Origin of the sequence: Crossiella sp. S99.2, assembly GCF_023094165.1 — a bacterium.
Classification (GTDB): Bacteria; Actinomycetota; Actinomycetes; order Mycobacteriales; family Pseudonocardiaceae; genus Crossiella.
The window spans coordinates 156241-182541 of sequence record NZ_JALMDK010000010.1; the positions used below are offsets into that span (position 1 = coordinate 156241).

Below are 26301 nucleotides of genomic sequence, written 5' to 3' on the forward strand. Positions count from 1 at the left end.
GTGACCCCCACTGCCACCGAATCCGACGTCCAGGTCCGCAAGGGCTGGCGCACCCCCGCCGTGCTGTACCGGCTGATCAGCCACCCCGTGCTGCGGTTCGTGCTGGGCTGGGACCTGCCCAGCCGGGATGTCGGAAAATGGGTGCAGCGCAAGCCAGGCGGCACCACCGTGGAGATCGGCAGCGGCGGCGGTTTCTTCACCACCGCGCTGCGCAACCACCTGGGCGCGGACAACCGGCTGATCGGGCTGGACCCGGCCGCGGGCGCGCAGAAGAAGCTGGCCGACAAGCACGCCGGTCAGCCTGGCGCGGAACTGGTGCTGGTGGCCGGGGACGGGTGCAAGCTGCCCTTCGCCGATGACAGCGTGGACACCATCTTCTTCACCTACAGCCTGGAAGAGGTGCCCGACCCCCTGGCAGCGGTGCGTGAGGCGGTCCGGGTGCTGCGGCCCGGCGGCCAGTTCGTCGCCTTCGTCTGGCGGCCGGTGATCCTGCACAAGCGGCGCAAGCCGGTGCAGACCCTCATCGACACGCTGCTGACCAGGGAGAACGCCAGCAAGGGTCCGCAGAACCTGCGCCTGGCCTACCGCAAGGCCGCCGCGTGACATGATCGGCCGTCATGGCCGACCGGGAAGTCCGCAACCGCCTCGACCACGTGCTGGCCGACCTGGGCAGCACCGTGCTCACCCCGGTCCTGCCCGGCAGGCCGGAGGCGGTGGCGGGCGCCCCCGTCATCCACGACCCCGCCGAGCCGCTCGACCTGGCGCCTGGCGCGCTGCTGCTCGGCGTTGGGCTGCGTGAGCCGGAGCGGGTGGCCGGGTTGCTGACCGAGCTTGGCGGGCTGGGGGCAGCGGCGTTGCTGGTCAAGGCTCCGGCGCCGGTCAGCGAGGCGGTGCGGGTAGCCGCGGAGGCCGCGGGCGTGGCGGTGCTGGAGGTCAGCGCGGCCGCGTCCTGGTCGCATGTGCTCGCCCTGCTCCAGTCCCGGCTGGCCGCGGACGAGACCGCGTTGCCCGACGGGGCGCTGCCGCTGGGCAATGACCTGTTCGCGCTGGCCAACGCGATCGCCGCGTTGCTGGACGCGCCGGTGGTGATCGAGGATCGGTCGTCCCGGGTGCTGGCGTACTCCGAGGGGCAGGACACCACCGATCCCGGGCGGGTGGCGACCGTGCTGGGGCGTCAGGTGCCCGAGGAGCTGCAACGGGAGCTGCGGGCGCAGGGGGTGTTCCGCGAGGTGTACCGCAGTGCCGGGCCGGTGCACGTTGACCTGGGTGGGGACACCATTCCGCGGGCGGCGATCGCGGTTCGGGCGGGGGAGGAGATCCTGGGGTCGATCTGGGCTGCCATCCGGAGTCCGCTCAGTCCGGCTCGCGCTACCGCCCTCGCTGACGCCGCGAAGATCGTTGCCCTGCATCTGATGCGCCAGCGAGCTGGTGCTGATGTGCAGCGGCGGTTGCGGGCGGATCTGCTGGCCACCGTGCTGGAGGGTGGTCCGGACGCGGCTGAGGCGGCCAATCGGCTGGGGGTGGCGGGGGAGTCGTTGTGCGTGCTCGCGGCGCGGGCGCGCGCGGAAGGCGGCCAGGCCGAGCAGGAGGCCGCGACGCAGCGGTTGTGCGATGCGTTGTCGCTGCACCTGCGGACCACGGTCGCCCGGCCGACGGCGGCGGCGCCGCAGGGCGGAGTGGTCTATGGCCTGCTACCCGTGCCGGCGGATGGCGCGGCCGCCCGGATAGCCGAGGACTTCCTGGCCAGAACCGGCACCAAAGACGCGGTGCGCATTGGTATAGGGCGGGTGGTGGCGGGGTGGCCGGAGGTGCCCCGGTCTCGCCGGGACGCCGATGCGGTGCTGCGGGCACTCGCCCATACCCGGCGGGCTGGGCCGGTGGCGCGGCTGGCGGATGTGCATGTCGAGCTGATGCTGACCCGGCTGGCTGATCAGCTTGCCGTGGATCGCTATCCGGTGCTGGGGCCGGTGGCGGTGTTGCTCGCGCACGATGCTGAACACGGGACTGAGTTCGTGCTGACGCTGGGCGCCTATCTGGATTCGTTTGGGGATGTGTCGGCGGCGGCGCGGCGGATTCACGTGCATCCGAATACTTTCCGGTATCGGATTCGGCGGTTGGCTGAGATCAGTGGGTTGGATTTTGGGGATTCGCGGGCTCGGCTTGGCGCGCATCTTCAGCTTCAACTGCGCGAGCTGTAATTCCCATTCGACCCGAGTGTTGGCCATTGTTGTACGGCACGTTGGCCGTTGTGGCACGAGTTGGCCCAAGTCGTACGCCCGGTTTGCCCAAACTGGCGTACCAGTTGGGCCAACTCGGCGTACGACAACGGCCAACACTCGCCCTCACCTTGGCGTACTAAGTACGGTAAGGTGGGGGTATGAGCCGTATTGACGAGGTGCGGGGCCGGCTTCAGGAGCTGTTGCCCGAGCTGGTTGGGAAGCATGGGGTGCCGGGGGCGCAGGTCGCGGTGCTGGTGGACGGGGAGGTTGCCTCGGCCGCCGCGGGGGTGGTCAACCTGGGGACGGGGGTGGTGGCTACGACTGATGCGGTGTTCCAGATTGGGTCGATCACCAAGTTGTGGACCGCGACGCTGGTGATGCAGCTGGTGGATGAGGGGTTGCTGGAGCTGGATCGGCCGGTGCGGGAGTACCTCCCAGAGCTGGTGCTGGCGGAGGAGGCGGTGGCGGCCGCGGTCACCACGCGGCAGTTGCTCGACCACACCGCCGGGTTCGCCGGGGATCTGTTCCGGGACACCGGGAGCGGGGCCGACGCGATCGAGAAGTTCGTGGCGACGCTGGGCGATGCGGGGCAGCTCTTCCCGGCGGGGGAGCAGTTCTCCTACAACAACGCCGGGTACGTGGTGCTCGGCCGGCTGGTCGAGGTGTTGCGGGGGAAGTCGTTCAACCAGGCGCTGCGGGAGCATCTGATCGTCCCGCTGGGGCTCACCCACACGGCCACCGACGCGGGGGAAGCCATCCGGTACCGGGCCGCCCTGGGGCATCTGCCTGGTGAACCGCCGGTGCCGGCGCCGGTCTGGGCGCTGGCGGCCTCCTCGGCGCCCGCGGGTTCGTTGCTGAGCATGCGGGCGGCGGATCTGGTGGAGTTCGCCCGGGTGTACGTCGAGGGTGGGCGGGAAGGAGTGCTGGGCGCGGACAGTGTTTCGGCGATGCTGTCGCCGGAGGTCCCGGTGCCCGATGTGGGGCTGATGCCCAGCCACTACGGGCTGGGCTGGGGGCTCTGGCAGGGCGCGGGCAACCTGGTCGCCGGGCACGATGGCGGGACCATTGGCCAGAGTGCGTTCCTGCGGGTGGTGCCAGTGGCGGGGGTGGCGGTCGCGTTGCTCACCAACGGCGGGGATCCGCTGTCGCTGTACCAGGATCTGGTGGTGCCGTTGATCGCCGAGCTGGGTGAGGCCGCACTGCCCGCGCCGCCGGTGCCGCCGGTGCAGCCGGTCGCGATCGAGGCGGACCGGGTGGTGGGGCACTACGACGCGGTCATGGTCCGGTACGAGGTCGCCGTGGACGCGGACGGGCGGTGCTGGCTGACCATGGTGCCGCTCACCGAGGAGGCCAGGATGCTGCTGCCGGAACCGGCGGCGGTGGAGCTGGTCGGGCACACCGCGGGCTCGCTGATCACCAAGGAACCGCAGCGGGGCGCGGTGCACATGGTGCTGGTGCCCCTTGGCGAGCCGGGGCGGCCCGCTCGGTTCCTGCACAACAGCCGGGCCGCCACCCGGATCGAGGTGCCGGTCTGAGCCGGTTTGTCCGGTCGGACGAAAAACCGGCCGCAACTCGTCGGGGCGGATGAGGAATCCCGGGCCGTCATCTCGCAGACTGTCCGGGTGACCTCCGAACTGCTCCAGCGCGCGAACTCGGCCCTGCCCGCCCTGCTTGAGGACATCGGCGAGGTGGTGAGCTGTGAGTCGCCCTCGGCGGACCTGGCCGCGGTGGCCAGGTCCGCGGATGTGGTGGGCGAGCTGGGCAGGCGTCTGCTGGGGGCGGTGCCGGAACGGCTGGTGCGGGACGGGGTCACCCACCTGCGCTGGGTCTTCGGCGAGCGGCCGGAGGTGCTGGTGCTGGCCCACCACGACACGGTGTGGCCGATCGGCACCCTGGCGCGCATCCCGTTCTCGGTCACCGACGGCGTGCTGCGCGGGCCCGGCTGCTTCGACATGAAGACGGGCCTCGTTCAGGCCTTCCACGCGCTGTCCTGGCTGCCGTCCCTGGACGGGGTGGCCATGCTGGTCACCGGGGATGAGGAGCTGGGCTCGTTCAGCTCCCGCGGGCTGATCGAGGAGACCGCGCGGGACTGCGCCGCGGTGTTCGTGCTGGAGGCCAGCGCCAACGACGGCGCGATCAAGACCGAACGCAAGGGCGCGGGCAAGTACGAGGTGGCCATCACCGGGCGGGCCGCGCACGCCGGACTGGAGCCCGAACTCGGGATCAACGCGGGTGTCGAACTGGCCCACCAGGTGCTCGCCATCGCCGCGCTCGGCGACCCGGAACTGGGCACCACCGTGGTGCCCACCGTGATGTCGGCCGGCACCACCACCAACACCGTGCCGGCCGAGGCGATCGTGCACGTCGACGTGCGCGCCCGCACCATCGCCGAACAGCAGCGCGTCGACGCCGCCATCCGCGCGCTCACCCCGGTGCTGCCCGGGATCAAGCTCGAACCGGACGGCACCCCGAACCGGCCGCCGATGGAAGCCCGCCTCTCCGCCGACCTCTACGCCCGCGCCGTCCGGCTCGGCGCCGAACTCGGATTGCCGCCGCTGACCTCGGCCGCGGTCGGCGGGGCCTCGGACGGCAACTTCACCGCGGGCATCGGCGTGCCCACCCTGGACGGGCTCGGCGCGGTCGGCAACGGCGCGCACGCCGAACACGAACACGTGCTCACCGCGCACATCCCGCAGCGCACCGCGCTGCTCGCCGCCCTGGTCCAGGATGTGCGGACGGTACGATGATCACCGACGACGCCGTGCTGGAGACCGCGCAGCGGGACGCCATGGCCGCCGCGCACGCCGCGGGCATCGAGATCGCCGAACTGGCCGAACTCGCCGACCTGCAACGCACCTTCCAGCTCTTCCAGGACATCTGGCGGGCCAAACCCGGCGGCGAGCCGATGACCGTCGAGCTGATGCGGGTGCTCGAACACGCCGGTGGCTACGTCGCCGGCGCGTTCAGCGCGGACCAGCTCGTCGGGGCCAGCGCCGGTTTCCTCTCCGCGCCGATCGGGCGCACCCTGCACTCGCACATCGCCGGGGTGTCCGGCCAGGCCCAGGGCCGCTCGGTCGGCTACGCCCTCAAACTGCACCAGCGGGCCTGGGCCCTGGTCCGCGGCCTGGACACGATCACCTGGACCTTCGATCCCCTGGTCCGCCGCAACGCCTTCTTCAACCTGGCCAAACTGGCCGCGCTGCCCGCGGAGTACCTGCCCGACTTCTACGGCCCGATGGCCGATGCCATCAACGATTCCGGGCCCAGCGACCGGATCATGGTCGCCTGGCGGCTGGCCGATCCCGCCGTCGCCGCCGCCTGCGCCGGGCACGGCCTCACCCCCGACCTCGCCGCCGCGCAGCCGCTGCTATCCGATGTGGACGGTCGCCCGATGCGGCGGGAGACGGACGCGGAGACCGTGCTCGTCGCGGTGCCCGCCGATGTGGAGTCCTTGCGCGGCAAGGACTCCGTGCTCGCCGCCGAATGGCGCTTCGCCGTCCGCGACAGTCTCGGCGACCTGCTGGAGCGCGGCGCCGCCGTGACCGGCTTCCTCCGCAGCGGTTCCTACGTCGTGTCCAGGAAGGACCTCGCATGAAGATCACCGGAGTCGAGCTGCGCAGGCTGCGGCTGCCGCTGGTGAGCCCGTTCCGCACCTCCTTCGGCACCGAGACCCATCGCGAGCTGCTGCTGCTCCGGGTGGTCACCCCGGAATCCGAGGGCTGGGCCGAATGCGTGGCACTGGCCGAACCCGTCTACTCGCCGGAATACCTGGCCGGGGCCGAGCAGGTGCTGACAACCTGGTTCCTGCCCGCGATCCTGGGCCTGGCCGAGGTCGAGGCGAACCAGGTCGCCCCCGCCCTGCACCGGTTCAAGGGCCACCGGATGGCCAAGGCAGCCCTGGAAACCGCCGTGCTGGACGCCGAACTGCGCGCCCGCGGCGTCTCCCTCGCCCGCCACCTCGGCGCCACCAAAACCCGCGTCCCCTCCGGGGTCTCGGTCGGCATCATGGACTCCATCCCGGAACTCCTGGACGCGGTGGACGGTTACCTGGCCGAGGGCTACCTGCGGATCAAGCTCAAGATCGAGCCCGGCTGGGACGTCGCCCCGGTGGCCGCGGTGCGCGAACGCTTCGGCGACGAGCTGCTGCTCCAGGTGGACGCCAACACCGCCTACACCCTCGCCGACGCCCGCCATCTGTCCACATTGGACAACTTCGGGCTGCTGCTGATCGAACAGCCCCTCGGCGAGGAGGATCTGCGCCAGCACGCACAACTCGCCACCCGGCTGCGCACCCCGATCTGCCTGGACGAGTCCATCACCTCCGCCCAGGCCGCCGCGGACGCCATCACCCTCGGCGCCTGCTCGGTGATCAACATCAAACCCGGGCGGGTCGGCGGCTACCTGGAATCCCGGCGCATCCACGACCTGTGCCAGGCGCACGGGGTGGCGGCCTGGTGCGGCGGCATGCTGGAGACCGGTATCGGCCGTGCCGCCAACGTCGCCTTCGCCGCGCTGCCCGGCTGCACCCTGCCCGGGGACACCTCGGCCTCGCACCGCTACTACCGCACCGACCTCACCGAGCCGTTCGACCTGGTCGGCGGCCACCTGGCGGTGCCGACCGAACCGGGCATCGGCGTCACCCCGCTGCCCGACGCGCTGGCCGAGTTCACCACCGAGACCACCTGGATCAAGAGCCCTTAGGGCGCGACGGTCACCTCGACCGTGCCCGCGTCCGGCTCCTGGAAGCGCAGCAACGCCTCACCCTCCTCGACCAGGTCGTCCAGGACCGGGCGGGACAGCGGCAGGAACGGCCGCAGGGTCAGGATCGCCTTGTCCTTCTTGCGGGTGGTCTCCCACACCCCGCGCACATAGCCGTCCACCAGGAAGGTGGCCCGCACCCGGAGGTTCTTCGTCACCACCTCGCCCCGGTGGTTGTCGGCGAGCACCCGGGTGCGGTCGCTGTGCGCCAGCACCAGGTTGTCGAACTCCGGCAGGTAGCGCACTGGCGCGGGCACGTCCTCCTCCGGGCGAGGGGCCTCGGGCAGGTCGAACAGCTCCCGCCCGGACTCGTCCTGGAAGACCTCCAGCTTGTGCCGTAGTCGCTCCATGATCTGCTTGCCCTCGCCCAGCCCGGACCAGGTCTGGAAGTCCTGCGCGGAAGCCGGACCGAACGCGCCGAGGTAACGCAGCGCGAGCTGATCGGTGGCGTCCACAGTGGACAGTGGTTCGGGCAGCCATTCGTCGGCCAGGGTGAAGGCGGCCACGGTCGGGAAGGACCAGCGGTCCTGGGTCGGCCGCATCACCAGCGGCAGCTGGGTGCGCACCGCGTAGCCCAGCGCCCGGTCGTTCACCGCGGGGAACGCCTCCTGCAGCAGCGGGCGCAGCTCGGTGAAGGTGCGCGGCGCGGTGGCCAGGATCGCCCGCGCGGTGGGCAGCAACCGGTCCAGGTCCAGGCCGTTGGCCCGGGAACCCAGCACTCGCAGCGAGGCGGTCAGCATCGGCTGCAGGGTGTGCCGGAACCGGAGGAAGTCGGCCGCGCTCATCAGGTGCAGGGTGCCGCGCAGCAGGGTGGCCCGGACGATCGTGCGCTCGTGCAAGGCGGTGTGCAGGTCCGGCTTGCTGAAATCGGCGATGCGCGTCCACAACGCCACGAACGGCGGTCTGGCCTCCTGAGCCTGGATCCCGCACAGCCGCTCGACGAGATCGACCGCGGAGACCTGGTCCCTGCTCAGGAGGTGCTGACGCGCGAGCGTCGCCCGGTTGAGCCGGCCACGGGTCACGATGTCCATACCGGCCAGCTCATCACGTTCCCGGCTGGCATCGGGGACAAACCGGGCAACAACGCGAGGATGTTACCCGTTTGATGAGTAGTCCGCTGGCCCGTCCGGTCGTCGGTTGTCCACTCGGGCAAGGCTCATGCCCGGTTCATTCCGGCCACGGCGAGGCGAGCACGCCCTCGGTGAAGTCGATCCGGACGAAGCCGGGATCGAAGCGGGCCTCCACGTCTGCCTTGATAGTGCCGAAGGTGGTGGCCTGCCGGTGCGCCAGTCCACGGTGGAACGCTTCCAGAATACGGCGTTTGAAGTCCGGTCGCGGATGCTCGGCCACCACCGCTTCCCGATCGGCATTGGTCATCTCGTCGAAGGCCAGCCCCATCACGTCGACCTCCACCCCCGCGAGCACCAACGCGATCTCCGGCGCCAGGTGGTGCGGGATCTCCGGCGTGGTGTGCAGCGCGATCGCGGTCCACACCGTGGTCACCGCCTGCTCGGGCAGGCCGTGGCGGCGCAGGAACTCGGCCGCGTCGTCCGCGCCGTCGATCTCGAACCGCTGCGTCGACCCGGCGTGCCGCGGGGTGAGGCCGAGATCGTGGAACATCGCGCCCACGTAGAGCAGTTCCGGATCCACGGTCAGGCCGCGGTGCCGCCCGCGCAACGCGCCGAAGTAGTAGACCCGGCGGGAGTGGTGGTAGAGCAAGTCGTCGGTGAGGTCGCGGACGAGTTCGGTGGCCTCCCTGGCCAGCGCGCTGTCCGGGACGACGATCTCGTGCAGGGTGGCGGGCACGGTGTTCTCCGTTGTGCTGGAAGGAATCCGACCGCTTCAGGCTGTCATTCGGACGGGTGCGGCGGGGTGCGCGATCTGGACGCGAACCCCTCGGATCCGGACATACTGTGGACGTGCCAGCCCCGCCCCGCACCGTGCTCGTCGTGCTCTACGACGGCGTCCGCCTGCTCGATGTCACCGGCCCCCTGGAAGTGTTCGCGGTGGCCAACGAACACGGCGCGGACTACCGGCTGCTGCTGGCCTCGCCCGGCGGCGCGGACATCCGGGCCAACACCGCCTCCCGGCTCGGCGCCGACCTGGACCTGGCCGCCGCCGACGCGCACGGCGCGACCCTGCTGGTGCCCGGCGGCCCGGACTGGGCGCGCACCATCAGCGACGCGGACTTCCTCGGGCACATCCGGCGCCTGTCCGCCCAGGCCCGGCGCACCGCCTCGGTCTGCGGCGGCGCGTTCGTGCTGGCCGCGGCCGGACTCCTGGACGGCAGGCGGGCCACCACGCACTGGGACCTCGCCGACGCGCTGGCCCGGCGCTTCCCGGCCGTGCAGGTCGACGCGGACGCCATCTTCGTCCGGGACGGGCCGGTGTACACCTCCGCCGGGGTCACCTCCGGCATCGACCTGGCGCTGTCCCTGGTCGAGGAGGACCTCGGCGTGGAGATCGCGCGCCTGGTGGCCAAGTACCTGGTGGTCTTCCTGCAACGCCCGGGCGGGCAATCCCAGTTCAGCGCGCGCGAACGAGCGGGCCGTCCACGCACCGAGGGACTGCGGCGGCTGCTGGACACCGTGGTCGCCGACCCGGCCGGCGAGCATTCCCTCGCGGAGCTGGCCGCCAGGGCCGGGATGAGCGGACGGCACCTCACCCGGCTCTTCCGCGAGGAACTGGACACCACCCCGGCGCACTACGTCGAGCGGGTCCGGGTCGAAGCGGCCCGGCACCACCTGGAAAACACCGCCGACCACCTGGATGTGGTCGCGCGGCGGGCCGGGTTCGGTTCGGCGGAGACGTTGCGGCGGGCCTTCCACCGGGAGACCGGCGTGACCCCGGGCAGCTACCGGGCGAGATTCCGCCGGGACTAGTCGAGCAGGCTGGCGGCCACCGTCGCGCCCAGCTCCCAGCAGGCGGCCAGGTCGTCCTTGCCCGGCTGACCCAGCACGGTCACCGGTGGGAACGCCTTGCGCCACTTCAGGCCGGTCGCGATGGACTCCACCGCGCGCACCGCGCCCTCCACGCCTTCATTGCCATGCACATAGAGGCCATAAGGCCGGCCGATGGTCGCCGAGAGGCAGGGGTAGTAGACGGTGTCGAAGAAATGCTTGAGCGCGCCGCTCATGTAACCGATGTTCGCCGGCGTGCCCAGCAGGCAGCCGTCCGCGGTCAGCAGGTCCACCGGCGAGGCGGTCAAAGCCGGGCGGACCTGCACGTCGATGCCGTCCAGGTCCTCGGTGGACGCGCCGGAGACCACCGCCTCCAGCATTGCCTGGGTGGCCGGGGAGGGGGTGTGGTGGACGATCAGCAGGGTCGGCATCGTCCACTCACCCTGTCAGGTGGCGAGGGCGGTCGCCAGCCAAGGTCAACCAGGGGCGCCGTGCGTCAGATCCCGCAACGCCAGCGGGCGCGCCAGCGCCTGCGCGGTCCGGTTCAGGAACAGCGAGTCGAACGGGCTAGGGGCGGCCAGGGGGCCGCCGAACTGGCGGAAGTAGTGCAGGTCAGTGTCATTGTCCGGCTGATACAGGGGGAGCTGCCTGGCCACGTGCCGGTAGTCCTCGATCTGCCGTTTGAGGTCCCAGTAGCGAGGTGACATAACAGTACAGTGCGCCAAATCACAACTGTTGGGTAATGTCAGCAGGCCATAGCTTCCGCGTATGCCCCCCGCCACCTGTCCTTAACCTTCAGGACAGCGAGCCGTGCCGGTCCAGCCAGTAGGCGTAGACGGGGTGGTACTCGACCTGCTCGGCGTAGTCCTCGGCCAGGAAACGCTGCAGTTTGTCGGACTGGCGGGCGATCGCGCCCTCGCGGTGGTGCACCAGCAGCCGGGTGGTGCGCAGCGGGGTGTCCCGCAACGGCCGGTTCACCGTGCCGCCGGGCGGATCCGACAGCGGCGGGCACAACAGCACCGCCTGCTGGCTGCGGACCAGCTCATCGGCCTGCGGCAGGTCCACCCGGTGCCGGATGCGCGGCACGAAACCGGCCCGGCCGCAGGCGGCGTAGATGGACTCGTCGTCGTTGTTGCCGCACGGCGAGGGCGTGGCCCAGTCCTCACCGGCCAGATCGCCCAGGCTGACCTCGCACTGGGCGGCCAGGGGATGGCCGGAGGCGAGCCGGACGAACACCGGTTCGACCACCACCACGTGGTAGACCAGGCTGGGCCTGCGGCGCAGTTCGTACCCGTCGCACTCGTTGAGCAGCGCGACATCGAGGCGTCCGCTGTCCAGTACCTCGGCGACCGCGTGTGAGGACGGGCCTTCCTCGGTGCGCAGTTCGGCGGCGGGGTGCAGTGTGGACAGACCGCGCACCAGGCTCGGCAGCAGTGGTCCTGGCCGCACGCCGATGCGGATCTCGCGCAGTTCCTCGTCCTCGGCCTGGGTCCGGGCCGGCCCAAGGCCGTCCAGCACCGGCAGCACCGAGTTGGCGCGGACCAGGATGAACTCGCCCAGCGCGGTCGGCCGCACGCCATCGCGTTCGCGGACGAACAGCGGCCCGCCCATGAAGCGTTCCAGCCGCTGCACCTGGCGGGTCAACGTGGGTTGGGACAGCCCGAGCACCGCGGCCGCCTTGGTCATGCTGCCGGCCTCGGCGATCGCGCACAGCATCCGCAGGTGACGGACCTCCAGGTCCATGCCGCCATCGTATGGACCCGAACGGCCCGGTGGAAAGGCGCAAACGACTGAGGGCCGTGATTGGCCAATACTGTTTTGTTCAGTTGTCGAGACAGCGCCAGTTCTGTTTCGTGGCAACGGTTTGCATGAATCAGTCCTCCTGGTCGTCGAGTTCGGCGATGAGACGTCCCAAGGCGGGCAACGCGTCCTGGAGGGTGTCCAGTTCGGCTGCGGACATCCGGGACATCGCCGCGGCCACCACCCGGCGGCGGTGCCCGTCGAACTCGGCCAGCCTGCCCAGGGCCAGTTCGGTCGGGTGCAACCGGGCGCTGCGCCGGTCCTTCGGACAGGTCCGCCGTTCCAAGAGGTCCTCCGCGCCCAGCGCGGCCACCAGGGTGCTCACCGTGTTCGCGGCCAGTTGCAGGGTCTGCGCGGCCTCGCGCACGGTCAGGCCGGGGCGGGCCGCGACCGTGCGCAACAGGTTGGCCTGGGCCTCGGGCAGCGGCGGATGCGGGAAGTGCCGCCGGGTGTTGCGCAGCACCGCCATCCGCAGTCGCGGCAGCACGGCGAAGAGATCGTCGGCCAATTGTGTTCGGCAGTCGGTGGAGCGGGCGGAATCACGTTTCCCCGGCGCGGGCATTCCCGTATCTTAACCGGGATAGATCCTTCGCAGAGGTAACGAGCTGGGGAGCTTCCGTGCTTGACGAGCAGACCGCCGCACCGCCGTCGACAGCCGGGTCCAGGGCGGCCACCGCCTTCCTGGCGGTGTTACTCGGGGGCTGCACCGCCTTCGGGCCGCTCACCATCGACATGTACCTGCCCGCCTTCCCTCAGATCGCCGCCGACCTGGGCGGCACCGCCAGCCAGGTCCAGCTCACCCTGACCGCCTGCCTGATCGGCCTGGCCCTTGGCCAGCTGGTGATCGGCCCGCTCAGCGACATCCTGGGCCGCCGGCGGCCGCTGCTCGGCGGGCTCGCGGTGTACGCGCTGACCTCGGTGGCCTGCGTGTTCGCCGACAACATCGGCCTGTTCGTGGGGCTGCGTTTCCTGCAGGGCGTGGCGGGCGCGGCCGGGATCGTGATCGCCCGCGCGATCGTCCGGGACCTCTACTCCGGGGCCGCCGCGGCCAGGTTCTTCTCCAACCTGATGCTGATCTCCGGCCTGGCCCCGATCCTGGCTCCGATCCTCGGCGGCCAACTGCTCAGGATCGCCGACTGGCACGGTGTCTTCGCGGTGCTGGCCGCCTTCTCGGTGGTGCTGTTCCTGGCCGGACTGCTCGGCCTGCGCGAGACCCTGCCGGTCGAACGGCGGCATGGCGGTGGCCTGACCCAGACCTTCCGCTCGATCAGCACCCTGCTGCGGGACCGGGCCTTCGTCGGCTACGTGCTCACCTCCGGCCTGGCCATGGCCGCGATGTTCGCCTACATCTCCGGCTCGCCGTTCGTCATCCAGGAGCTGTACGGGGCGTCCCCGCAGGTCTACAGCCTCATCTTCGGCGTCAACGCGATCGGCATCGTGGCGGTGGCCCAGGTCAACGGCAGGCTGGCGCACCGGGTGCACTCGCGCACCCTGCTCGGCGTCGGCGTCCAGGTGGTCGCCCTGGCCGGGCTGGCGTTGCTGGCGGTGGCGGTCCTCGGCGGCGTCGAACTCGGCCTGATCGGCTTCCTCATCCCGCTGTTCCTGATGATCGCCAGCATCGGCCTGATCCTGCCGACCACCACCACCCTGGCCATGGCCGACCACCCCGAGGCGGCCGGCGCGGCCTCGGCGTTGCTGGGTTCGGTGCAGTTCGTCATCGGCGGACTCACCGCGCCGCTGGTGGGCCTGGCGGGACAGGGCAGCGCGGTGCCGATGGCCGCCGCGATGGCGCTGATGGGTGTCGCCGCGTTCGCGATGTACTTCTTCGTGGCGCGTCCCGCCGCCAAGAAGGCCCTCGCCGCCTAGCATCCGATTCGTGCAGTGGAACCACAACCTGGCTCTCGCGCTGCTCGGACGGGACTGGCTCGGCGGCGAACGTCTCAAGGCACTGGCCTGCGCCGAAGCCCTGCCCGCCGGCAGATTCCACGTCAAAGGCCTGGACGCGCACGGCATCCCGGTCGCCCGCTCCACCGGCGCGGCCACCTGGTCCGATGACGACATCGCGGCCGGTCGCGGCGCGGCGGTGCACGCCCGGCAGCCGGAGAGCCTGGGCGTGCGGTTGTACCGGGCGGTGCAGGCGCCGGAGGCGTGCTGGCTGGCGCTGGGCGTGGCGCGGATCGCGGTGATCCGGATCAGGGACACCGCCGTCCGGGCTGAACCGATCGTGAGCCCGACCGCGCAACGCCTGGTGCGGCAGCGTTCGGTGGGCAAGGTGCTGCGCGGGGTCGGCCGGTTGATGCGCGATGTGGCCAGCGGGTTGCAGGAGGACATCGGCCGCCCGCCGCTGCACGAACGCCCGGAGGACGCGGTGCTGGAGTTCGAGTTCGAGGCGCCGCGGACCGAACTGCTGCGGGTGGAACGCTGTCGTCAGCTCGCGGTCGGCCCGGCCACCCGCCAGGTGCGACTGCACTTCACCGACGATTCCTGGGCCCGCATCCGCACCGACGTCGACGGCGCGGAAGCCCTGACCCTGCCGTACTAGGCCGTGTTGGGTGGACCTTGGCCGCGATCGCCGGGCCTGACGCTCATCGGCCACTACCCACCACACGCGGCCTAGCGCGCCGCCCGCGCCGCGGTGGCCGCGCCCGCCACCGGCACCAGATTCTTCGCCGGATCGGCCACACAGGCCGCGGCCCGGTCGGTGGTGGCCAGGAAGGCGCTCAGGCAGCTGGCGAACTGCTCGTGCCCGGCCGCGTTGGGGTGGAAGGACTCCTGGATGGCGTGCGCGGACCGCTGCTCGTCGCCGAGGTCCTTCCAGCGCACGGTCAACCGGGTGAACCACTCCCCGGCGCCGGACCCGCTGGTCGAACAGGCTTCCCGGCCGGCTCCGGCCCGGGACAGGTCCAGGAACCGCGCGTCCACGGTGGCCGCCGCCGCCCGCAATCCGGCGGCCAGTTCGCCAACGGCCTTGTCCTGCACCCATTCCAGGTCCCCGCTCTGGAACGGGCAGCCGCCCAGGTTGCGCAGGCTGCTCACCACGGCCCGCCCTACCGGGGCCGCGTAGGACTGCACCACCAGTTGGTAACTCGCGTCCGGATACCCGTTCTCCCGCATGCCGTCACGGATCTTCCGCAACGCCGCGGCCACCTTGGGCACCATCTTGTCCACCCGCTCGCCCCAGCTCGTGGTCAGCGGTCCGGAACAGCCCTTCGTGCTGGATTTGAACCAGGCCTCGGCGCATTCCTTGACCACCGAGCTGAACCCGGGTTCGTCGTTGGCGCCGATCTGCACCACGATCGCGGCGATCCGGAACTGCCGGGCGATCTCCAGCAGCTTGGGCACCTGCGGGCCCTCGTTGTGCTGCGGCTTGTCCACCAGGTTCGCCGCCCGCGCCCCGGAACAGGCCAGGTTGACCGTTGTGGCGATATCCGGCACCGACAGCTTGTTGATCATCGCTTTGGTGGACCGGTGGCACCAGTTGCCGGTGCCGTTGTCGCCGTCGGTGCCCGGTTCGTAGTCGCCGGCGCCTTCCCCGGACAGCGTGCTGTCGCCCAGGGCCACGATGGCCTTGGGCGCGTCCTCCGGTGGCGCCGGGAGCCGGGGGGCGGGGCCGTCGCTGATCAGCAACAGCAGCCCTACCAGGGGGATCACCAGCGCGAGGACGAGGAGTGGGGAACGCAAACGACGCATCAGGACCAGTCTAAGGATTCCGGCGTCCCGGCGGTCGGGAACCGGCTACGGATTCTTCCGGTCCGTCGCTACGAGGCGGTCCGGCGTGCCGGTTCACCGAATGTCACGAATACGTCCATTTGTGTGGCAGCGGTGAACGGCCCCGGCCCGGGACTCGTAGACACCGGCGACGGCACAAGGGGATTCAATGGATTTCACCGTTGGACGCAGCGCTGGGTTTCGACGGGGCAGGACCGCCGCCGCGGGCGGGCTCGCCACCGACCTCAGCGCCGATGCCGGGCTGCGGGCGGCCTACGCCGCGCACGGCCCCGAGTTGTACCGCTTCGCCTTGCGCCAGCTCCGGGACGAGGGGACGGCGCAGGAGGCGGTGCAGGAGGTGTTCCTGCGGGCCTGGCGGTCCGCGGACCGGTTCGACCCGGAGGTGGCCGGACTGCGGGTGTGGCTGTTCGCCATCGCCCGCACGGTGGTCATGGACCAGACCCGCCGGCTGGCGGGCCGGCGTGCCAGTCAGTCCACCGGACCGGGCCTGCCCACGCTGCTCGCCGAGCCGGGCCTGGCCGAGTCGATGCTGGACCGCTGGCTGGTCGAGGAGGCGCTGCGCCGCCTGTCCGGCCCGCACCGCGCGGTGCTGGTCGAGGCATACCTGCGCGGACGGCCCTGCCGCGAGCTGGCGGCCGAGGTCGGCGTGCCCGCCGGCGTGCTGCGCAGCCGGATCTTCTACGCCCTGAAGGCACTGCACCTGGCCATGGAGGAGATGGGCGTGGAACCGTGAACGGTGAGTCGCACCAGGTGCTGCGCGCGCAGCTCGGCGCCTACGTCCTAGGCAGACTGGACGAACCCGAATGCGTTGCCCTGCAAGCACATCTGGACTTCTGCGGGGACTGCCGGGCCGAGGTGGCCGAGCTGATCCCGGTGGCCGAGGCACTGGCCGAGGTCGACCCGGACCGGGTCACCGACGAACCCGCGGTGCCACCGGGCCTTGGCGAGGCGGTGCTGGGCCGCATCCGCGCCGAACGCCGCACGGTGAAACGCCGCTCGGCCCGCCTCGGCATCGGCGTCACCCTGGCCGTGCTGGCCGGCACCGCCATCGGTTACGGCGCCGCCGACCTGCTCCGCGCCACTCAGTCCGCGATCCCCCTGGAATCGGTGGCGGTGCAACAACTCGCCACCCGGGTCGCGGCCAGCGCGAACCTGGTGCCGCACACCTGGGGCACCGAGATCAAGCTGACCGCCCGCGGTTTCGAGCAGGGCGCCAGCTACCGGGTGGTGGTGACCGACCGGCGCGGCGCCGACCACCCGGCGGGGGAGTTCGTCGGCAACGGCCCCGGCGAGATCCGCTGCAACCTCAACAGCGCCGTGCTGCGCACCGAGGCCACCGGTTTCCGGGTGCTGGACACGACCGGCGGCACCGTGCTGGCGGCCGATTTCTAGCCAGGCCCGGATTTCTAGCCAGGCCCGGATGTCTGGTCGGACTCGGATTTCTGGCCGGACTCGGAGGTCCGGGCGGGCTCAGGTGGCGTCGGCGACCCGCGGCGGCAGGCCGGCCGCGATGTAGATCGCGTCGATCACGGCCATGGTGGCCACCGAGTCGGCCGGCGGGGTCAGCACCGGGCCGCCGTGGCGCACGGCCGTGGTGAACGCCTCCAGCTGGTAGGAGTAGCTGCCGCGCTTGTCGAAGCGTTCCACCCGGCGGTGGCCGCCCGCGCGCACGGTCAGCCGGTGCACCGCCTGCGGCATGATCGGGTTGAGGATGCTCAGCTCACCGCGGTCGCCGCGGACCGTGGCCGAGATCCGCAGCAACGACTTTGACCACAGCGAGCAGTGCACCCGCCCGGTGTGCCCGGCCGGGAACCGCAGGTCGGCGCGCATGGCCCGGTCCACGTCCTCGCCCCGCATCCTGGGCTGCGCCGCGACCACCTCGGGTTCGCCCTCGGCCGCGGCCAGGCCCAGGGTGCGGGCCATGTGCACGGCGTAGCAGCCCGCGTCCATCAGCGCGCCGCCCGCCAGGTCGAAGCGGTAGCGGATGTCGGAGAACCTGGGCAGCGGGAAGCACAACGCGGTCTCGATGTGGCTGATCACGCCCAGCTCACCACTGGCGACGATCTCCACCGCCCGCCGGAACAGCGGGTGGTAGCGGTAGTGGAACGCCTCCATGACCACCAGCCCACTGCCGAGCGCGGCCCCGGCGACCCGCCGCGCCTCGGCCGCGTTGGCCGTGAACGGCTTCTCGCACAACACGTGCTTGCCGGCCTTGAGCGCGGCCATTGTCCACCGCCCGTGCAGGCTGTTGGGCAACGGGATGTACACCGCGTCCACCCCCGGATCCTCGATGAGATCCTGGTAACCGGTGTGCACCCGCTCGATCCCGTGCTTGCGCGCGAACTTCCGCGCCCGCTGCTCATCCCGCGCCGCGACGGCGACCACCTCCGCCGCTGGCAGGTCACGAGCGGGCGTGATCAGGGCGGACGGGGCGATGCGGGCCGCGCCGAGCACGCCGAACCGCAGTGGTGGTTTCTCGGGCACGCCCCACTTGTACCCCAGTCGGGGGTGTCTGTGAACGCGCCCGGCCCGCCCGGACAACACGGAGCGCGACATCGTGACCGAGAGCAGGCATCCACGCCGCCACGACCACGCACCGTACCCACCCAGCGACACGTCCCACCCGGTCGCCCTGATCGCCGGCGATCGCGCCCACGCCGCCCCGGTGGCTGGGCAGTGTCCCCGCGCCCGGACCCGGCCGGCCGCACCCAGGCCGACCCCGGTGTCCACATCCCGTCCGCCGCCGACTCGGCCAGCGCCGGGCGTCGACGGAGACCAGACTGTCCACTGTGGACGATCTGTAGGCCGGTGTCGCTGACCTCTTGCCGTCCTGGCCGGATCGTCAGAACCGTTGCGCGCCAACGGTACCTTCGCCACCGGTGCGGGCTCCAGCGCTGAACCGGTCGCCACCCGGTCGCGGTCAACGCCTCCCTGACGTGGTTCGGCGCCAACCCGCGACAACGCACGATCACCTACCGCAACCCGAGCGTGAACCCGTTGCCGCTCAACCTGAACCGGGACCCGGCTCTGGCCAAGCTCGCCGCCACCACGATCACCGTGCCGCCCGGCGGCGAGACCTCGGCGACCCGCACCTTCACCCGCGCACCGCCCCCGGCGCCGTCCGGAGGTTCAGCCTTCGGCCGGGAGCCGGAGGGTGAATACCGTTGCCACGCCGGGGGTGCTGGTCGCGGACACGGTGCCGCCGTGCGCTTCGGCCAGCTGCCGGACGATGGCCAGGCCCAGTCCGCTGCCGCCGGTGCCCCGGTTGCGGGATTTCTCCGCCCGCCAGAAGCGGTCGAAGACGAAGGGCAGGTCGTCAGCCTCGATGCCGGAGCCGGTGTCGGTCACCGTGAGCACCACCTCGGCGCCCTCGGTCTGGCCGGCCAGGGTGACCGTGCCGCCCACCGGGGTGTGCCGCACGGCGTTGGCGACCAGGTTGCCGACCAGCTGGCGCAGGCGCACCGGGTCGGCGAGCAGTTCGGGATCGCCGGTCACGGTGGTGCGTAAGGCGATGCCGGACTGTTCGGCGCGGGCGCGGTGGGCCGCGGCCACCTGGTCGAGCAGGTCGGCGACGGCCACGGGCTCCGGGTGTAATCGGAACGCGCCCGCGTCGGCGGCGGCCAGGTCCTGGAGGTCGTCGATGATGTGTTGCAGCAGCAGCACCTCCTCCAGCTGGGAGGACAGCCAGGCCTCGTCGGGCTGGGCCACGCCGTCCTGGGCGGCCTCCAGGCCGCTGCGGATGGTGGTGAGCGGGGTGCGCAGCTCGTGCGCGATATCGCTGACCATGGCTTTGCGTTGCTCCTCAACGCGTTGCCGCCGCTCGGACAGGTCGTTGAAGGCGGTGGCCAGCACCCCGATCTCGTCCCTGGTGGTCACCGGCACCCGCCGGTGGCCGTCCGCAGGCGCCGAGGCCGCCTCGGTGAGCAGCCGCAGCGGGCGGACCAGCCGCCCGCCGACCAGGGCGGTGACGCCGATGGTCAGCAGCAGCACCAGCAAACCCAGGCCCAGCAGGCGCCTGGTGTCCACCCGCACCGGATCGGGCAGCGCCCGCGGATCGGCCTGGCTGCCGACGAACAGCAGCGCGGCCGGCGCCACGTGCGGCTGCAACTGCTCGCGGCGAGCGTTGTCCACACAGGTCCGGGTCACCTCCGGATCGCCCTTGGCGCCGTAGAAGACCAGGTTCTCGTCCAGCCGGATCCGGGGCTGCCCCTGCCGCTCCAAACAGGACTGGGCCAGGCGATCCAACTCATCCACGGCCCTCTTCTCGGTGCCGCTGGCCCAGACCGACAGGCAGTTGCCCGGTTTCACCAGGGACTGCACCGGACTGACCGCCCTGGCCTCGGTCCGGCCGTTGGGCCGCCGCACGATCTCGGCGGGCACCCCGAGGCTCTGCAGGCAGTCGAGCTGCTTGTCCGCCAGCTGCCTGGACCTCTCTTGTTCCTCCTCGGTGAGCCGGTACGGGCCGAGCGCGCGTGAGTCGATCGGACCGTCCGCCGCGCGCGGGGACAACGCGGGATCCAGGTGCAGTGGGTCCAGCACCGCCGCGGTGCGCGCGGGCAGCGGGGTGCCGGGCGTGGCGGAATCGGCCAGGATCCGCCGTTCCTGGTCGGTGATCGCGATCCGCCGTCCAGTGCGCCCGGCCAGCTCGCGGATCAGCGGACCGGCGCCGGTCCAGTCGGGGTGGGTGGCGGCGTAGCCGACCAGACCGTCGTAGATGCTGGCGTCATCGGCCAGCACCTGGCCCTGTTCCTGCCGGATCGCCTCGCTGGTGGTGGTCGCGGTCAGCCAGATGGTCAGCCCGACCGCGACCACCGCGATCAGCACCGAACTGGCCAGCAGCTTGACCAGCAGGCTCCGGTACGGGCGGACCCGGCCCCTACGGCGCATCGCGGCCGCCGTCGGTGAGCTTGTAGCCGACCCGGTAGACCGTCAGCAGGTGCGCGGGACGGCGTGGATCGGCCTCGATCTTCTTGCGCAGGTTCATCACGTGCACATCGATGATCCGTTCGGTGATGAACTTGTCGTAGCCCTTGGTGCGCTCCAGCAGCTGCTGCCGGGTGAACACCCGGCCCGGCTGTTCGGCGAGCACGGTGAGCAGCGCGAACTCCCCGGCCGTGCACTCCACCGGGCGACCGTCCACAAACGCCTCGTGCCTGCGCGGGTCCACGGTGACCGCACCGGCCCGCAGCACGTGGTCCTCGGCGGTGGATCTAGTGCGGCGCAACAGGGTCCGGATCCGGGCCATCAGCTCGCGCGGGCTGTACGGCTTGGTGAGGTAGTCGTCGGCGCCCAGGTCCAGGCCGAGCAGCAGATCGTCCTCGGTGGAGCGGGCGGTGAGCATCAGCACCGGCACCTGGGAGTCTCGGCGCAGCAACCGGCACACGTCCAGGCCGTCCAGCAGCGGCATCATCACGTCCAGCACCACCAGGTCCGGACCGCGGGTGCGGGCGACCTCCAGCGCGCTGGCCCCGTCGTGCACCACGGTCACCGCGTGGCCCTCCTGTTCGAGGTAGCGGCGCAGGATGTCCGCCTGCTTGACATCGTCCTCGGCCACCAGCACAAACGCGCACACACCCTCGACCATAGGCGGCGCGGGCCGGGTGGCCGGAACTCCCCGGGCTGGCCTGACAGCTTCTTCACAACTCACCCGAACACCCCTGGTGATCGCCCGCGGTCTTCGGCAGCCTGGATCTCATGGGGACTGCGGAGCACGACGTCATCGTGATCGGCGCTGGATTCGCCGGGATGTACGCACTGCACCGGCTGCGGGGGGCAGGTTTCCGGGTGCGCGTGATCGAGGCGGCGCAGGATGTCGGCGGCACCTGGTACTGGAACCGCTACCCGGGCGCGCGCTGTGACATCACCAGCGTCTACTACTCCTACTCCTTCGACGAGGACCTGCAGCGCGAGTGGACCTGGTCGGAGCGCTTCGCCACCCAGGCGGAGATCCTGGCCTACGCCCGGCATGTGGCCGACCGCTTCGATCTGCGCCGCGACATCACCTTCGGCGTGCGGGTCACCGGCGCCGCCCGCGAGGGCGAGGACTGGGTGGTGCGCACCGACACCGGAGAGGAGTTGCGGGCCCGGCACCTGGTGGCCGCGGTCGGCAGCCTGTCCGCCGCCCGGGTGCCCGAACTGCCCGGCCTGGACAGCTTCACCGGCCGGGTGCTGCACACCGGTGACTGGCCTGCCGAGCCGGTGGACCTGGCCGGGCAGCGGGTCGGCGTGATCGGCACCGGCTCCTCCGGCATTCAGGCCATCCCGGAACTGGCCAGGACCGCCGCGCACCTGACCGTGTTCCAGCGCACCGCGAACTACTCGGTGCCCGCCCAGCACCGGCGGTTCACCGCGGCGGAATGGCAGCAGGTCCAGGAGGGGTACGGCGCGCTGCGGGCCCAGGCGCTGACCACCTACGCCGGGATGCCGATCGAGACCCGGCCCTCCGCGCTGGCGGATTCCGAGGCCGAGCGCGACGCGCTGTACGAGCAGCGCTGGCGGGAGGGCGGGCTCGGGTTCTTCTTCAGCTACCAGGACCTGATCCTGGACGAGACCGCGAACGCCACCGCGGCCGAGTTCCTGCACACCAAGATCGCCGAGCTGGTGCGCGACCCGGCCACCGCCAAGGCGCTCACCCCCGACTCGCATCCGGTGGGCACCAAACGGCCCTGCGTGGACGACGGCTACTTCCAGACCTTCAACCGGGACAACGTCACCCTGGTCGACCTGCGCGAACATCCCCTGGAACGGGTGCTGCCGCACGCGGTGCAGGCCGGCGGGCAGGAACACGACCTGGACGTGCTGGTGCTGGCCACCGGCTACGACGCGCTGACCGGCGCGCTGCTGCGGCTGGATATCCGCGGCGAGGACGGCCTGCCGCTGGCCGAGCACTGGGCGGCCGGGCCCAGCACCTACCTGGGCGTGACGGTGACCGGCTTCCCCAACCTCTACGTGCTCGCCGGCGCGGGCAGCCCCTCGGTGCTGGCCAACGTCATCCTGGCCGCCGAACAGCACGTGGAGTGGGTGACCGGCCTGCTCACCCACCTGCGCGAGCACGGCCTGCGCCGGGCCGAGGCGGAGCCCGCGGCCGAGCGGGAGTGGAACGAGCAGGTCGCCCTCGCGGCCGGGGCCACCCTGTTCCCGCTGGCCGACTCCTGGTACCTGGGCGCGAACGTGCCCGGCAAACCGCGGGTGTTCATGCCGTACGCGGGTGGATTCCATAACTACCGGGCGCTGTGCGAGCAGATCGCCGCCGACGGTTACCGGGGGCTGCGGCTGTCCTGAGAAATCCGGCGAAGTTCTCCCGCCGGTGTGTCGAATCACCGTCGTCCCGTTCGACGCAGGGGTGAGGACAGACACCGGGAGGAACCCATGCGCAAGATCATCACCGCGGTCACCGCGGCCGCCCTGCTCGTCGCGGGCGCGGCCCAGCCGGTCGGCGCCGAACCGGCGGCCGAGCCAGGTCGCGGGCACTACGTCGAGGTCAACGGACTGCGGTCGTACTACGAGGTGCACGGGCACGGCCGGGGTGTGCCGCTGGTGCTGGTGCACGGCGCGTTCTCGGCCACCGGCACCTCCTTCGCCGAGCTGCTGCCGCGGCTGGCCCGCGGCCGCAAGGTCATCTCGGTCGAACTTCAGGGCCACGGCCACACCGCCGACATCGACCGCCCGCTGACCCTGCCGGGCATGGCCGATGACACCGCCGCGCTGCTGCGGGCGATCGGCGTGCCGCAGGCCGACGTCTTCGGCTACAGCATGGGCGCCGGGGTCGCGTTGTCGCTGGCCCTGCGCCACCCCGGCCAGGTGCGCAAACTGGTGCTCGCCTCGGTCGCCTACACCCTGGACGGCATGCACCCGGGCATGGTCGAGTCGATGGAGAACCTCAAGCCCGAGCACCTGATGCAGACGCCGTACTACGCCGAGTACGTGCGCATCGCGCCACGCCCGCAGGACTTCCCGCGCCTGGTGGAGAAGGTCAAGAACTACCTGCGCGCCTTCCCCCGGATCACCCCGGAGCAGCTGCGCGCGGTGACCGCGCCGGTGCTGTTGATCGCCGGGGACTCCGACATCATCCGGCTCGCGCACACGGTGGAGCTGTTCGCCCACTTCGGCGGCGGGGTGAACGGGGATGTGGCCGGGCTGCCCAAGTCGAGGCTGGCGGTGTTGCCCGGCACCAAGCACACCACGGTGACCAGTCAGCCGGCGCTGCTGTTCCCGTTGATCCCGGACTTCCTCGGCGCGGCCTGAGCCGGGCCGGTCGCCTGGGCGCCGGTCGCTTGAGCGGAGTCGCTGGTCGGGGTAGGTCGTGGCGGTCATGGCAGCCACTCTCACCCGGTCTCGCGGCGAGTACCAGAGGACTCTGCGTCCCTGGGACGGGGAGTCCCAGGGACGCAGAGTCCCTGTCTATGCACGTTGGTGCACGTTTCAGTCCGCGTACAGGACCTCGACGCCGAGTTCGGTCAGCCGGCGCATGGTCGGGTCGGTGGCCGGGGTGTCGGTGACGATCCCGGCCACCGTGGTCAGCGGCAGCACCGAGAACGGCGAGGCCGCGCCGATCTTCTCCGAGCTGGCCAGCACGTAGGTGTCCGCGGCCTGCCCGGCCAGGGTCCGCTTCATCGCGGCCTCGTCGGCGTCACCCGTGGTCAGTCCAGCCTCCGGGTGCACCCCGGTGACGCCCAGCAGGAACAGGTCCGCGCGCACGCCCAGGGCCGCCTCGACCGCGGCCGCGCCGCAGGTGACCAGGGAGTGCTTGAACAGCCGCCCGCCGAGCAGGACCACCTCGACGTGCGGATGGTCCACGAAGGCCACGGCCACGGTCGGGCTGTGCGTGACCACGGTGGCCGCCAGGTCCAGGGGCAGTCGCCGGGCCACCGCGAGCGCCGTGGTGCCGCCGTCCAGGAGCACCGTGCTGCGCGGCCGGATCAGCGCCGCGGCCCGCGCGGCCACCCGCTGTTTGGCCGAGACCCGCAGGTTCTCCCTGGTGGCGTAGTCGCCGACGGCTGGGCTGACCGGCAGCGCGCCGCCGTAGACCCGCTGGCACAACCCGTCCGCGGCCAGCTCGCGCAGGTCCCGGCGGATGGTGTCCTCGGAGGTGCCCAGCTCGGTCGCGAGGTCCTTGGCCACGATCCGGCCGGTGCTCCGCAACCGCTCCAGCAGCAGCTCACGACGCTGCGCGCTCAGCATGCACACTTCTCCTTGTTTTTGCCGACTTGTGCACGTTACCGTGATGGTCATGAGTACACCACTGCTGATTCTGATCGCCGGTCCCTACCGCTCCGGCACCGGCGACGACCCGGCCAAGCTGGCCGCCAACCTGCGCGCCCTGGAACAGGCGGCCTGGCCGATCTTCCGCAGCGGGCACCTGCCGATGATCGGCGAATGGGTCGCGCTGCCGGTGCTGCGTGGCGCGGGCGGCACCGGCCCGGCCGATCCCCTGGCCGAGGAGATCATGTACCCCACCGCCGACCGCCTGCTGCACCACTGCGACGCGGTGCTGCGGCTGCCCGGCGAGTCGAAAGGCGCCGACCAGGACGTGGCCATCGCGCAGCAGCGTGGCCTGCCGATCTACCGCCGGATCGAGGACATCCCCGGCTACCGCGCCACCGGCTGAGGCAGCAGCGCCCCGGCCAGCGCACGCCAGTGCGGCATCGCCGACTCGCCGGGTCGCACGCCGATGACCTGCACGCCGACATGATCGGCCCCGGCGTCGAGGTGGTGGTGCAGCTTGCCGGCGATGGTGTCCAGATCGCCCCAGAGCACCAGATCGTCGACGAGGCGGTCACTGCCCCGGCCGCCGTCCAGGTCCGCCTCGGTGTAGCCCAGCCGCAGGAACTTGGCCACGTTGTACTTGCTGGTCAGGTACACGTGCAGGTGCTCGCGGGCGATCTCCCTGGCGCGGGCCGGATCGCGCTCGAACAGCACCGCCTGCTCGACGCCGAGGAACGGCACCGCGCCCAGCACCTCCCGCGCCTGCGCAGTGTGCCGCACCGACACGTGATAGGTGTGCGCGCCGGCCGACTGATCGCGGGCCAGTGCCAGCATCTTCGGTCCGTAGGCGGCCAGGATCCGGCGCGCCGGGGCCTGGGGGAGTGGGTTCGCGCTGGTCACCGCGTCCATGTCGGCGAGATAGTCGCGCATGGCTTGCAGGGGCTGCTGACCTGGGCGTTCGCCGCCGAAGCCGAGGCCGAGCAGATGGCGGTCCGGATAGGCGTCGGCCAGCAGCAGGGCCGCGCCGCGGGTCCAGCGGGGTTCGCGGGAGAAGATCCGCGCGATGCCGTTGACCACGATGATCCGCTCGGTGGCCGAGAGCAGGAAACCGGCGTGCGTCAGCGCCTCCCGGCCGTCCCGTTCCGGGATCCAGAACGCGGGCCAGCCCAGGGCTTCCAGCTCCTGGATCGAGTCCCGCATCTGGCTGGCCGGCTGGTCCTCGAAGTCGAACGTCCAGACGCCGAAGCGGCCCAGGTCCATGCCCTCGATGTTGCCCACGGTTCGTCTCCTGCCTGGCGGCCGGGGCCGCCTTCTCTGATCGACGAATCGAAGTATCGCAGATTCTCGATATGAAAAGCGGCGGATCCGGCGAACGCGGTGCGGATCGGGGCTAGAGGGTGCGGCCGAGCACGTCGATGAGCTGGGAAATCCGCTGCTCATCGCGCTGGTAGTGGGTCCACTTCCCGACCCGGGTCGAGCGCACCAGCCCGGCGCGTTCCAGCGAGGCCAGATACGCCGACACCGTCGACTGGGCGAGCCCGATCTTGGCCTGGATGTGGCTCACGCACACCCCGACCTCGTTGATCTCCGGGAAGTGCCGTTCCGGCTCGCGCAGCCACTGCAGCAACTGCAACCGCACCGGGTTGGCCAGCGCCTTGAACACCTCGACCAGCTGTGCCGAGTCGGTCATC

28 protein-coding genes are annotated in these 26301 nt (G+C 71.4%); 14 read left to right on the plus strand and 14 right to left on the minus strand.

Features of this window, described 5'->3' with window-relative positions:
* The 6 genes from MZC64_RS33305 (at nucleotide 1) to menC (ending at nucleotide 6920) form a co-directional block, all read left to right on the plus strand.
* Nucleotides 1–603, plus strand: a complete 603-nt coding sequence (locus MZC64_RS33305; protein ID WP_247763529.1) for a methyltransferase domain-containing protein — start codon at nucleotides 1–3, stop codon at nucleotides 601–603.
* A 14-nt stretch (nucleotides 604–617) separates the two neighbouring features.
* Nucleotides 618–2198, plus strand: a complete 1581-nt coding sequence (locus MZC64_RS33310; protein ID WP_247763530.1) for a CdaR family transcriptional regulator — start codon at nucleotides 618–620, stop codon at nucleotides 2196–2198.
* 179 nt (nucleotides 2199–2377) lie between these two features.
* On the plus strand, nucleotides 2378–3754 hold the full coding sequence (locus MZC64_RS33315) for a serine hydrolase (RefSeq protein WP_247763531.1): 1377 nt from the start codon (nucleotides 2378–2380) through the stop codon (nucleotides 3752–3754).
* A 123-nt stretch (nucleotides 3755–3877) separates the two neighbouring features.
* Nucleotides 3878–4966: a M20 family metallopeptidase gene (locus MZC64_RS33320; protein WP_247763676.1), complete on the plus strand. Its 1089-nt coding sequence runs from the start codon at nucleotides 3878–3880 to the stop codon at nucleotides 4964–4966.
* Entirely contained in the window at nucleotides 4963–5814 is an 852-nt protein-coding gene (locus tag MZC64_RS33325; RefSeq protein WP_247763532.1) for a GNAT family N-acetyltransferase, read from the plus strand. The genes MZC64_RS33320 and MZC64_RS33325 overlap by 4 nt, the downstream gene beginning before the upstream one ends.
* Entirely contained in the window at nucleotides 5811–6920 is a 1110-nt protein-coding gene (gene menC / locus MZC64_RS33330; protein WP_247763533.1) for an o-succinylbenzoate synthase, read from the plus strand. The genes MZC64_RS33325 and menC overlap by 4 nt, the downstream gene beginning before the upstream one ends.
* Here menC and MZC64_RS33335 read toward each other — a convergent pair.
* Nucleotides 6917–8008: a winged helix DNA-binding domain-containing protein gene (locus MZC64_RS33335; RefSeq protein WP_247763534.1), complete on the minus strand. Its 1092-nt coding sequence runs from the start codon at nucleotides 8006–8008 to the stop codon at nucleotides 6917–6919. The genes menC and MZC64_RS33335 overlap by 4 nt on opposite strands.
* Nucleotides 8009–8144: 136 nt before the next feature.
* Nucleotides 8145–8783 (minus strand): HD domain-containing protein, encoded by a 639-nt coding sequence (locus MZC64_RS33340; RefSeq protein ID WP_247763535.1) that lies wholly within the window; start codon nucleotides 8781–8783, stop codon nucleotides 8145–8147.
* 113 nt (nucleotides 8784–8896) lie between these two features.
* Between MZC64_RS33340 and MZC64_RS33345 the strand changes: the two genes are divergently transcribed.
* On the plus strand, nucleotides 8897–9859 hold the full coding sequence (locus MZC64_RS33345) for a GlxA family transcriptional regulator (RefSeq protein WP_247763536.1): 963 nt from the start codon (nucleotides 8897–8899) through the stop codon (nucleotides 9857–9859).
* On the opposite strand, the gene MZC64_RS33350 is transcribed toward MZC64_RS33345, so the two are convergent.
* The 4 genes from MZC64_RS33350 to MZC64_RS33365 all read right to left on the minus strand — a co-directional run bounded on the left by MZC64_RS33350 (nucleotide 9856) and on the right by MZC64_RS33365 (nucleotide 12239).
* The gene (locus tag MZC64_RS33350) at nucleotides 9856–10308 is read right to left on the minus strand and encodes a flavodoxin family protein (protein ID WP_247763537.1); all 453 of its coding nucleotides are present in this window, start codon (nucleotides 10306–10308) and stop codon (nucleotides 9856–9858) included. The two genes, MZC64_RS33345 and MZC64_RS33350, sit on opposite strands and share 4 nt — an antisense overlap.
* A 45-nt stretch (nucleotides 10309–10353) precedes the next feature.
* Nucleotides 10354–10584: a hypothetical protein gene (locus tag MZC64_RS33355; RefSeq protein ID WP_185003745.1), complete on the minus strand. Its 231-nt coding sequence runs from the start codon at nucleotides 10582–10584 to the stop codon at nucleotides 10354–10356.
* A gap of 88 nt (nucleotides 10585–10672) precedes the next feature.
* Nucleotides 10673–11620 (minus strand): LysR family transcriptional regulator, encoded by a 948-nt coding sequence (locus tag MZC64_RS33360; RefSeq protein WP_247763538.1) that lies wholly within the window; start codon nucleotides 11618–11620, stop codon nucleotides 10673–10675.
* Between the two features lie 130 nt (nucleotides 11621–11750).
* Complete coding sequence (locus MZC64_RS33365) at nucleotides 11751–12239, minus strand: MarR family winged helix-turn-helix transcriptional regulator (protein ID WP_247763539.1); 489 nt, start codon at nucleotides 12237–12239, stop codon at nucleotides 11751–11753.
* 56 nt (nucleotides 12240–12295) lie between these two features.
* Here MZC64_RS33365 and MZC64_RS33370 point away from each other — a divergent pair, with 56 nt between their 5' ends.
* Together MZC64_RS33370 and MZC64_RS33375 are read left to right on the plus strand one after the other, a co-directional pair.
* Entirely contained in the window at nucleotides 12296–13543 is a 1248-nt protein-coding gene (locus tag MZC64_RS33370) for a multidrug effflux MFS transporter (RefSeq protein ID WP_247763540.1), read from the plus strand.
* 10 nt (nucleotides 13544–13553) lie between these two features.
* Complete coding sequence (locus MZC64_RS33375; RefSeq protein WP_247763541.1) at nucleotides 13554–14219, plus strand: hypothetical protein; 666 nt, start codon at nucleotides 13554–13556, stop codon at nucleotides 14217–14219.
* A gap of 71 nt (nucleotides 14220–14290) precedes the next feature.
* Here the strand turns inward: MZC64_RS33375 and MZC64_RS33380 are convergent, their stop codons facing one another.
* Nucleotides 14291–15367, minus strand: a complete 1077-nt coding sequence (locus MZC64_RS33380; protein ID WP_247763542.1) for a GDSL-type esterase/lipase family protein — start codon at nucleotides 15365–15367, stop codon at nucleotides 14291–14293.
* A gap of 187 nt (nucleotides 15368–15554) precedes the next feature.
* On the opposite strand from MZC64_RS33380, the gene MZC64_RS33385 reads away from it, so the two are divergent.
* On the plus strand, nucleotides 15555–16139 hold the full coding sequence (locus MZC64_RS33385) for a sigma-70 family RNA polymerase sigma factor (RefSeq protein ID WP_247763543.1): 585 nt from the start codon (nucleotides 15555–15557) through the stop codon (nucleotides 16137–16139).
* On the plus strand, nucleotides 16136–16798 hold the full coding sequence (locus MZC64_RS33390; protein ID WP_247763544.1) for a zf-HC2 domain-containing protein: 663 nt from the start codon (nucleotides 16136–16138) through the stop codon (nucleotides 16796–16798). Before MZC64_RS33385 ends, MZC64_RS33390 begins: the two co-directional genes overlap by 4 nt.
* A 78-nt stretch (nucleotides 16799–16876) precedes the next feature.
* Here the strand turns inward: MZC64_RS33390 and MZC64_RS33395 are convergent, their stop codons facing one another.
* The 4 genes from MZC64_RS33395 to MZC64_RS33405 form a co-directional block, all read right to left on the minus strand.
* Nucleotides 16877–17890, minus strand: coding sequence for a Gfo/Idh/MocA family protein (locus MZC64_RS33395; RefSeq protein WP_247763545.1), 1014 nt, complete (start codon nucleotides 17888–17890; stop codon nucleotides 16877–16879).
* 488 nt (nucleotides 17891–18378) lie between these two features.
* On the minus strand, nucleotides 18379–18504 hold the full coding sequence (locus tag MZC64_RS48230) for a hypothetical protein (RefSeq protein ID WP_282106277.1): 126 nt from the start codon (nucleotides 18502–18504) through the stop codon (nucleotides 18379–18381).
* 31 nt (nucleotides 18505–18535) lie between these two features.
* On the minus strand, nucleotides 18536–20293 hold the full coding sequence (locus tag MZC64_RS33400; RefSeq protein WP_247763546.1) for a cell wall metabolism sensor histidine kinase WalK: 1758 nt from the start codon (nucleotides 20291–20293) through the stop codon (nucleotides 18536–18538).
* Entirely contained in the window at nucleotides 20283–20978 is a 696-nt protein-coding gene (locus tag MZC64_RS33405; RefSeq protein WP_247763547.1) for a response regulator transcription factor, read from the minus strand. Before MZC64_RS33405 ends, MZC64_RS33400 begins: the two co-directional genes overlap by 11 nt.
* Nucleotides 20979–21100: 122 nt before the next feature.
* Between MZC64_RS33405 and MZC64_RS33410 the strand changes: the two genes are divergently transcribed.
* Both MZC64_RS33410 and MZC64_RS33415 read left to right on the plus strand, forming a co-directional pair.
* Nucleotides 21101–22687: an NAD(P)/FAD-dependent oxidoreductase gene (locus MZC64_RS33410; protein WP_247763548.1), complete on the plus strand. Its 1587-nt coding sequence runs from the start codon at nucleotides 21101–21103 to the stop codon at nucleotides 22685–22687.
* An 87-nt stretch (nucleotides 22688–22774) separates the two neighbouring features.
* Nucleotides 22775–23650, plus strand: a complete 876-nt coding sequence (locus MZC64_RS33415; protein ID WP_247763549.1) for an alpha/beta fold hydrolase — start codon at nucleotides 22775–22777, stop codon at nucleotides 23648–23650.
* 177 nt (nucleotides 23651–23827) lie between these two features.
* On the opposite strand, the gene MZC64_RS33420 is transcribed toward MZC64_RS33415, so the two are convergent.
* Nucleotides 23828–24586 carry a DeoR/GlpR family DNA-binding transcription regulator gene (locus MZC64_RS33420; protein ID WP_247763550.1) on the minus strand — a complete coding sequence of 253 codons (759 nt, stop codon included), beginning with the start codon at nucleotides 24584–24586 and terminating at the stop codon, nucleotides 23828–23830.
* A gap of 49 nt (nucleotides 24587–24635) precedes the next feature.
* Between MZC64_RS33420 and MZC64_RS33425 the strand changes: the two genes are divergently transcribed.
* Nucleotides 24636–25013 (plus strand): DUF4406 domain-containing protein, encoded by a 378-nt coding sequence (locus MZC64_RS33425; RefSeq protein WP_247763551.1) that lies wholly within the window; start codon nucleotides 24636–24638, stop codon nucleotides 25011–25013.
* Here the strand turns inward: MZC64_RS33425 and MZC64_RS33430 are convergent.
* Both MZC64_RS33430 and MZC64_RS33435 read right to left on the minus strand, forming a co-directional pair.
* The gene (locus MZC64_RS33430) at nucleotides 24995–25870 is read right to left on the minus strand and encodes a TIGR03620 family F420-dependent LLM class oxidoreductase (protein ID WP_247763677.1); all 876 of its coding nucleotides are present in this window, start codon (nucleotides 25868–25870) and stop codon (nucleotides 24995–24997) included. The two genes, MZC64_RS33425 and MZC64_RS33430, sit on opposite strands and share 19 nt — an antisense overlap.
* Before the next feature lie 130 nt (nucleotides 25871–26000).
* Nucleotides 26001–26300: a helix-turn-helix transcriptional regulator gene (locus tag MZC64_RS33435; RefSeq protein ID WP_247763552.1), complete on the minus strand. Its 300-nt coding sequence runs from the start codon at nucleotides 26298–26300 to the stop codon at nucleotides 26001–26003.
* Nucleotide 26301: the final 1 nt, after the last annotated feature.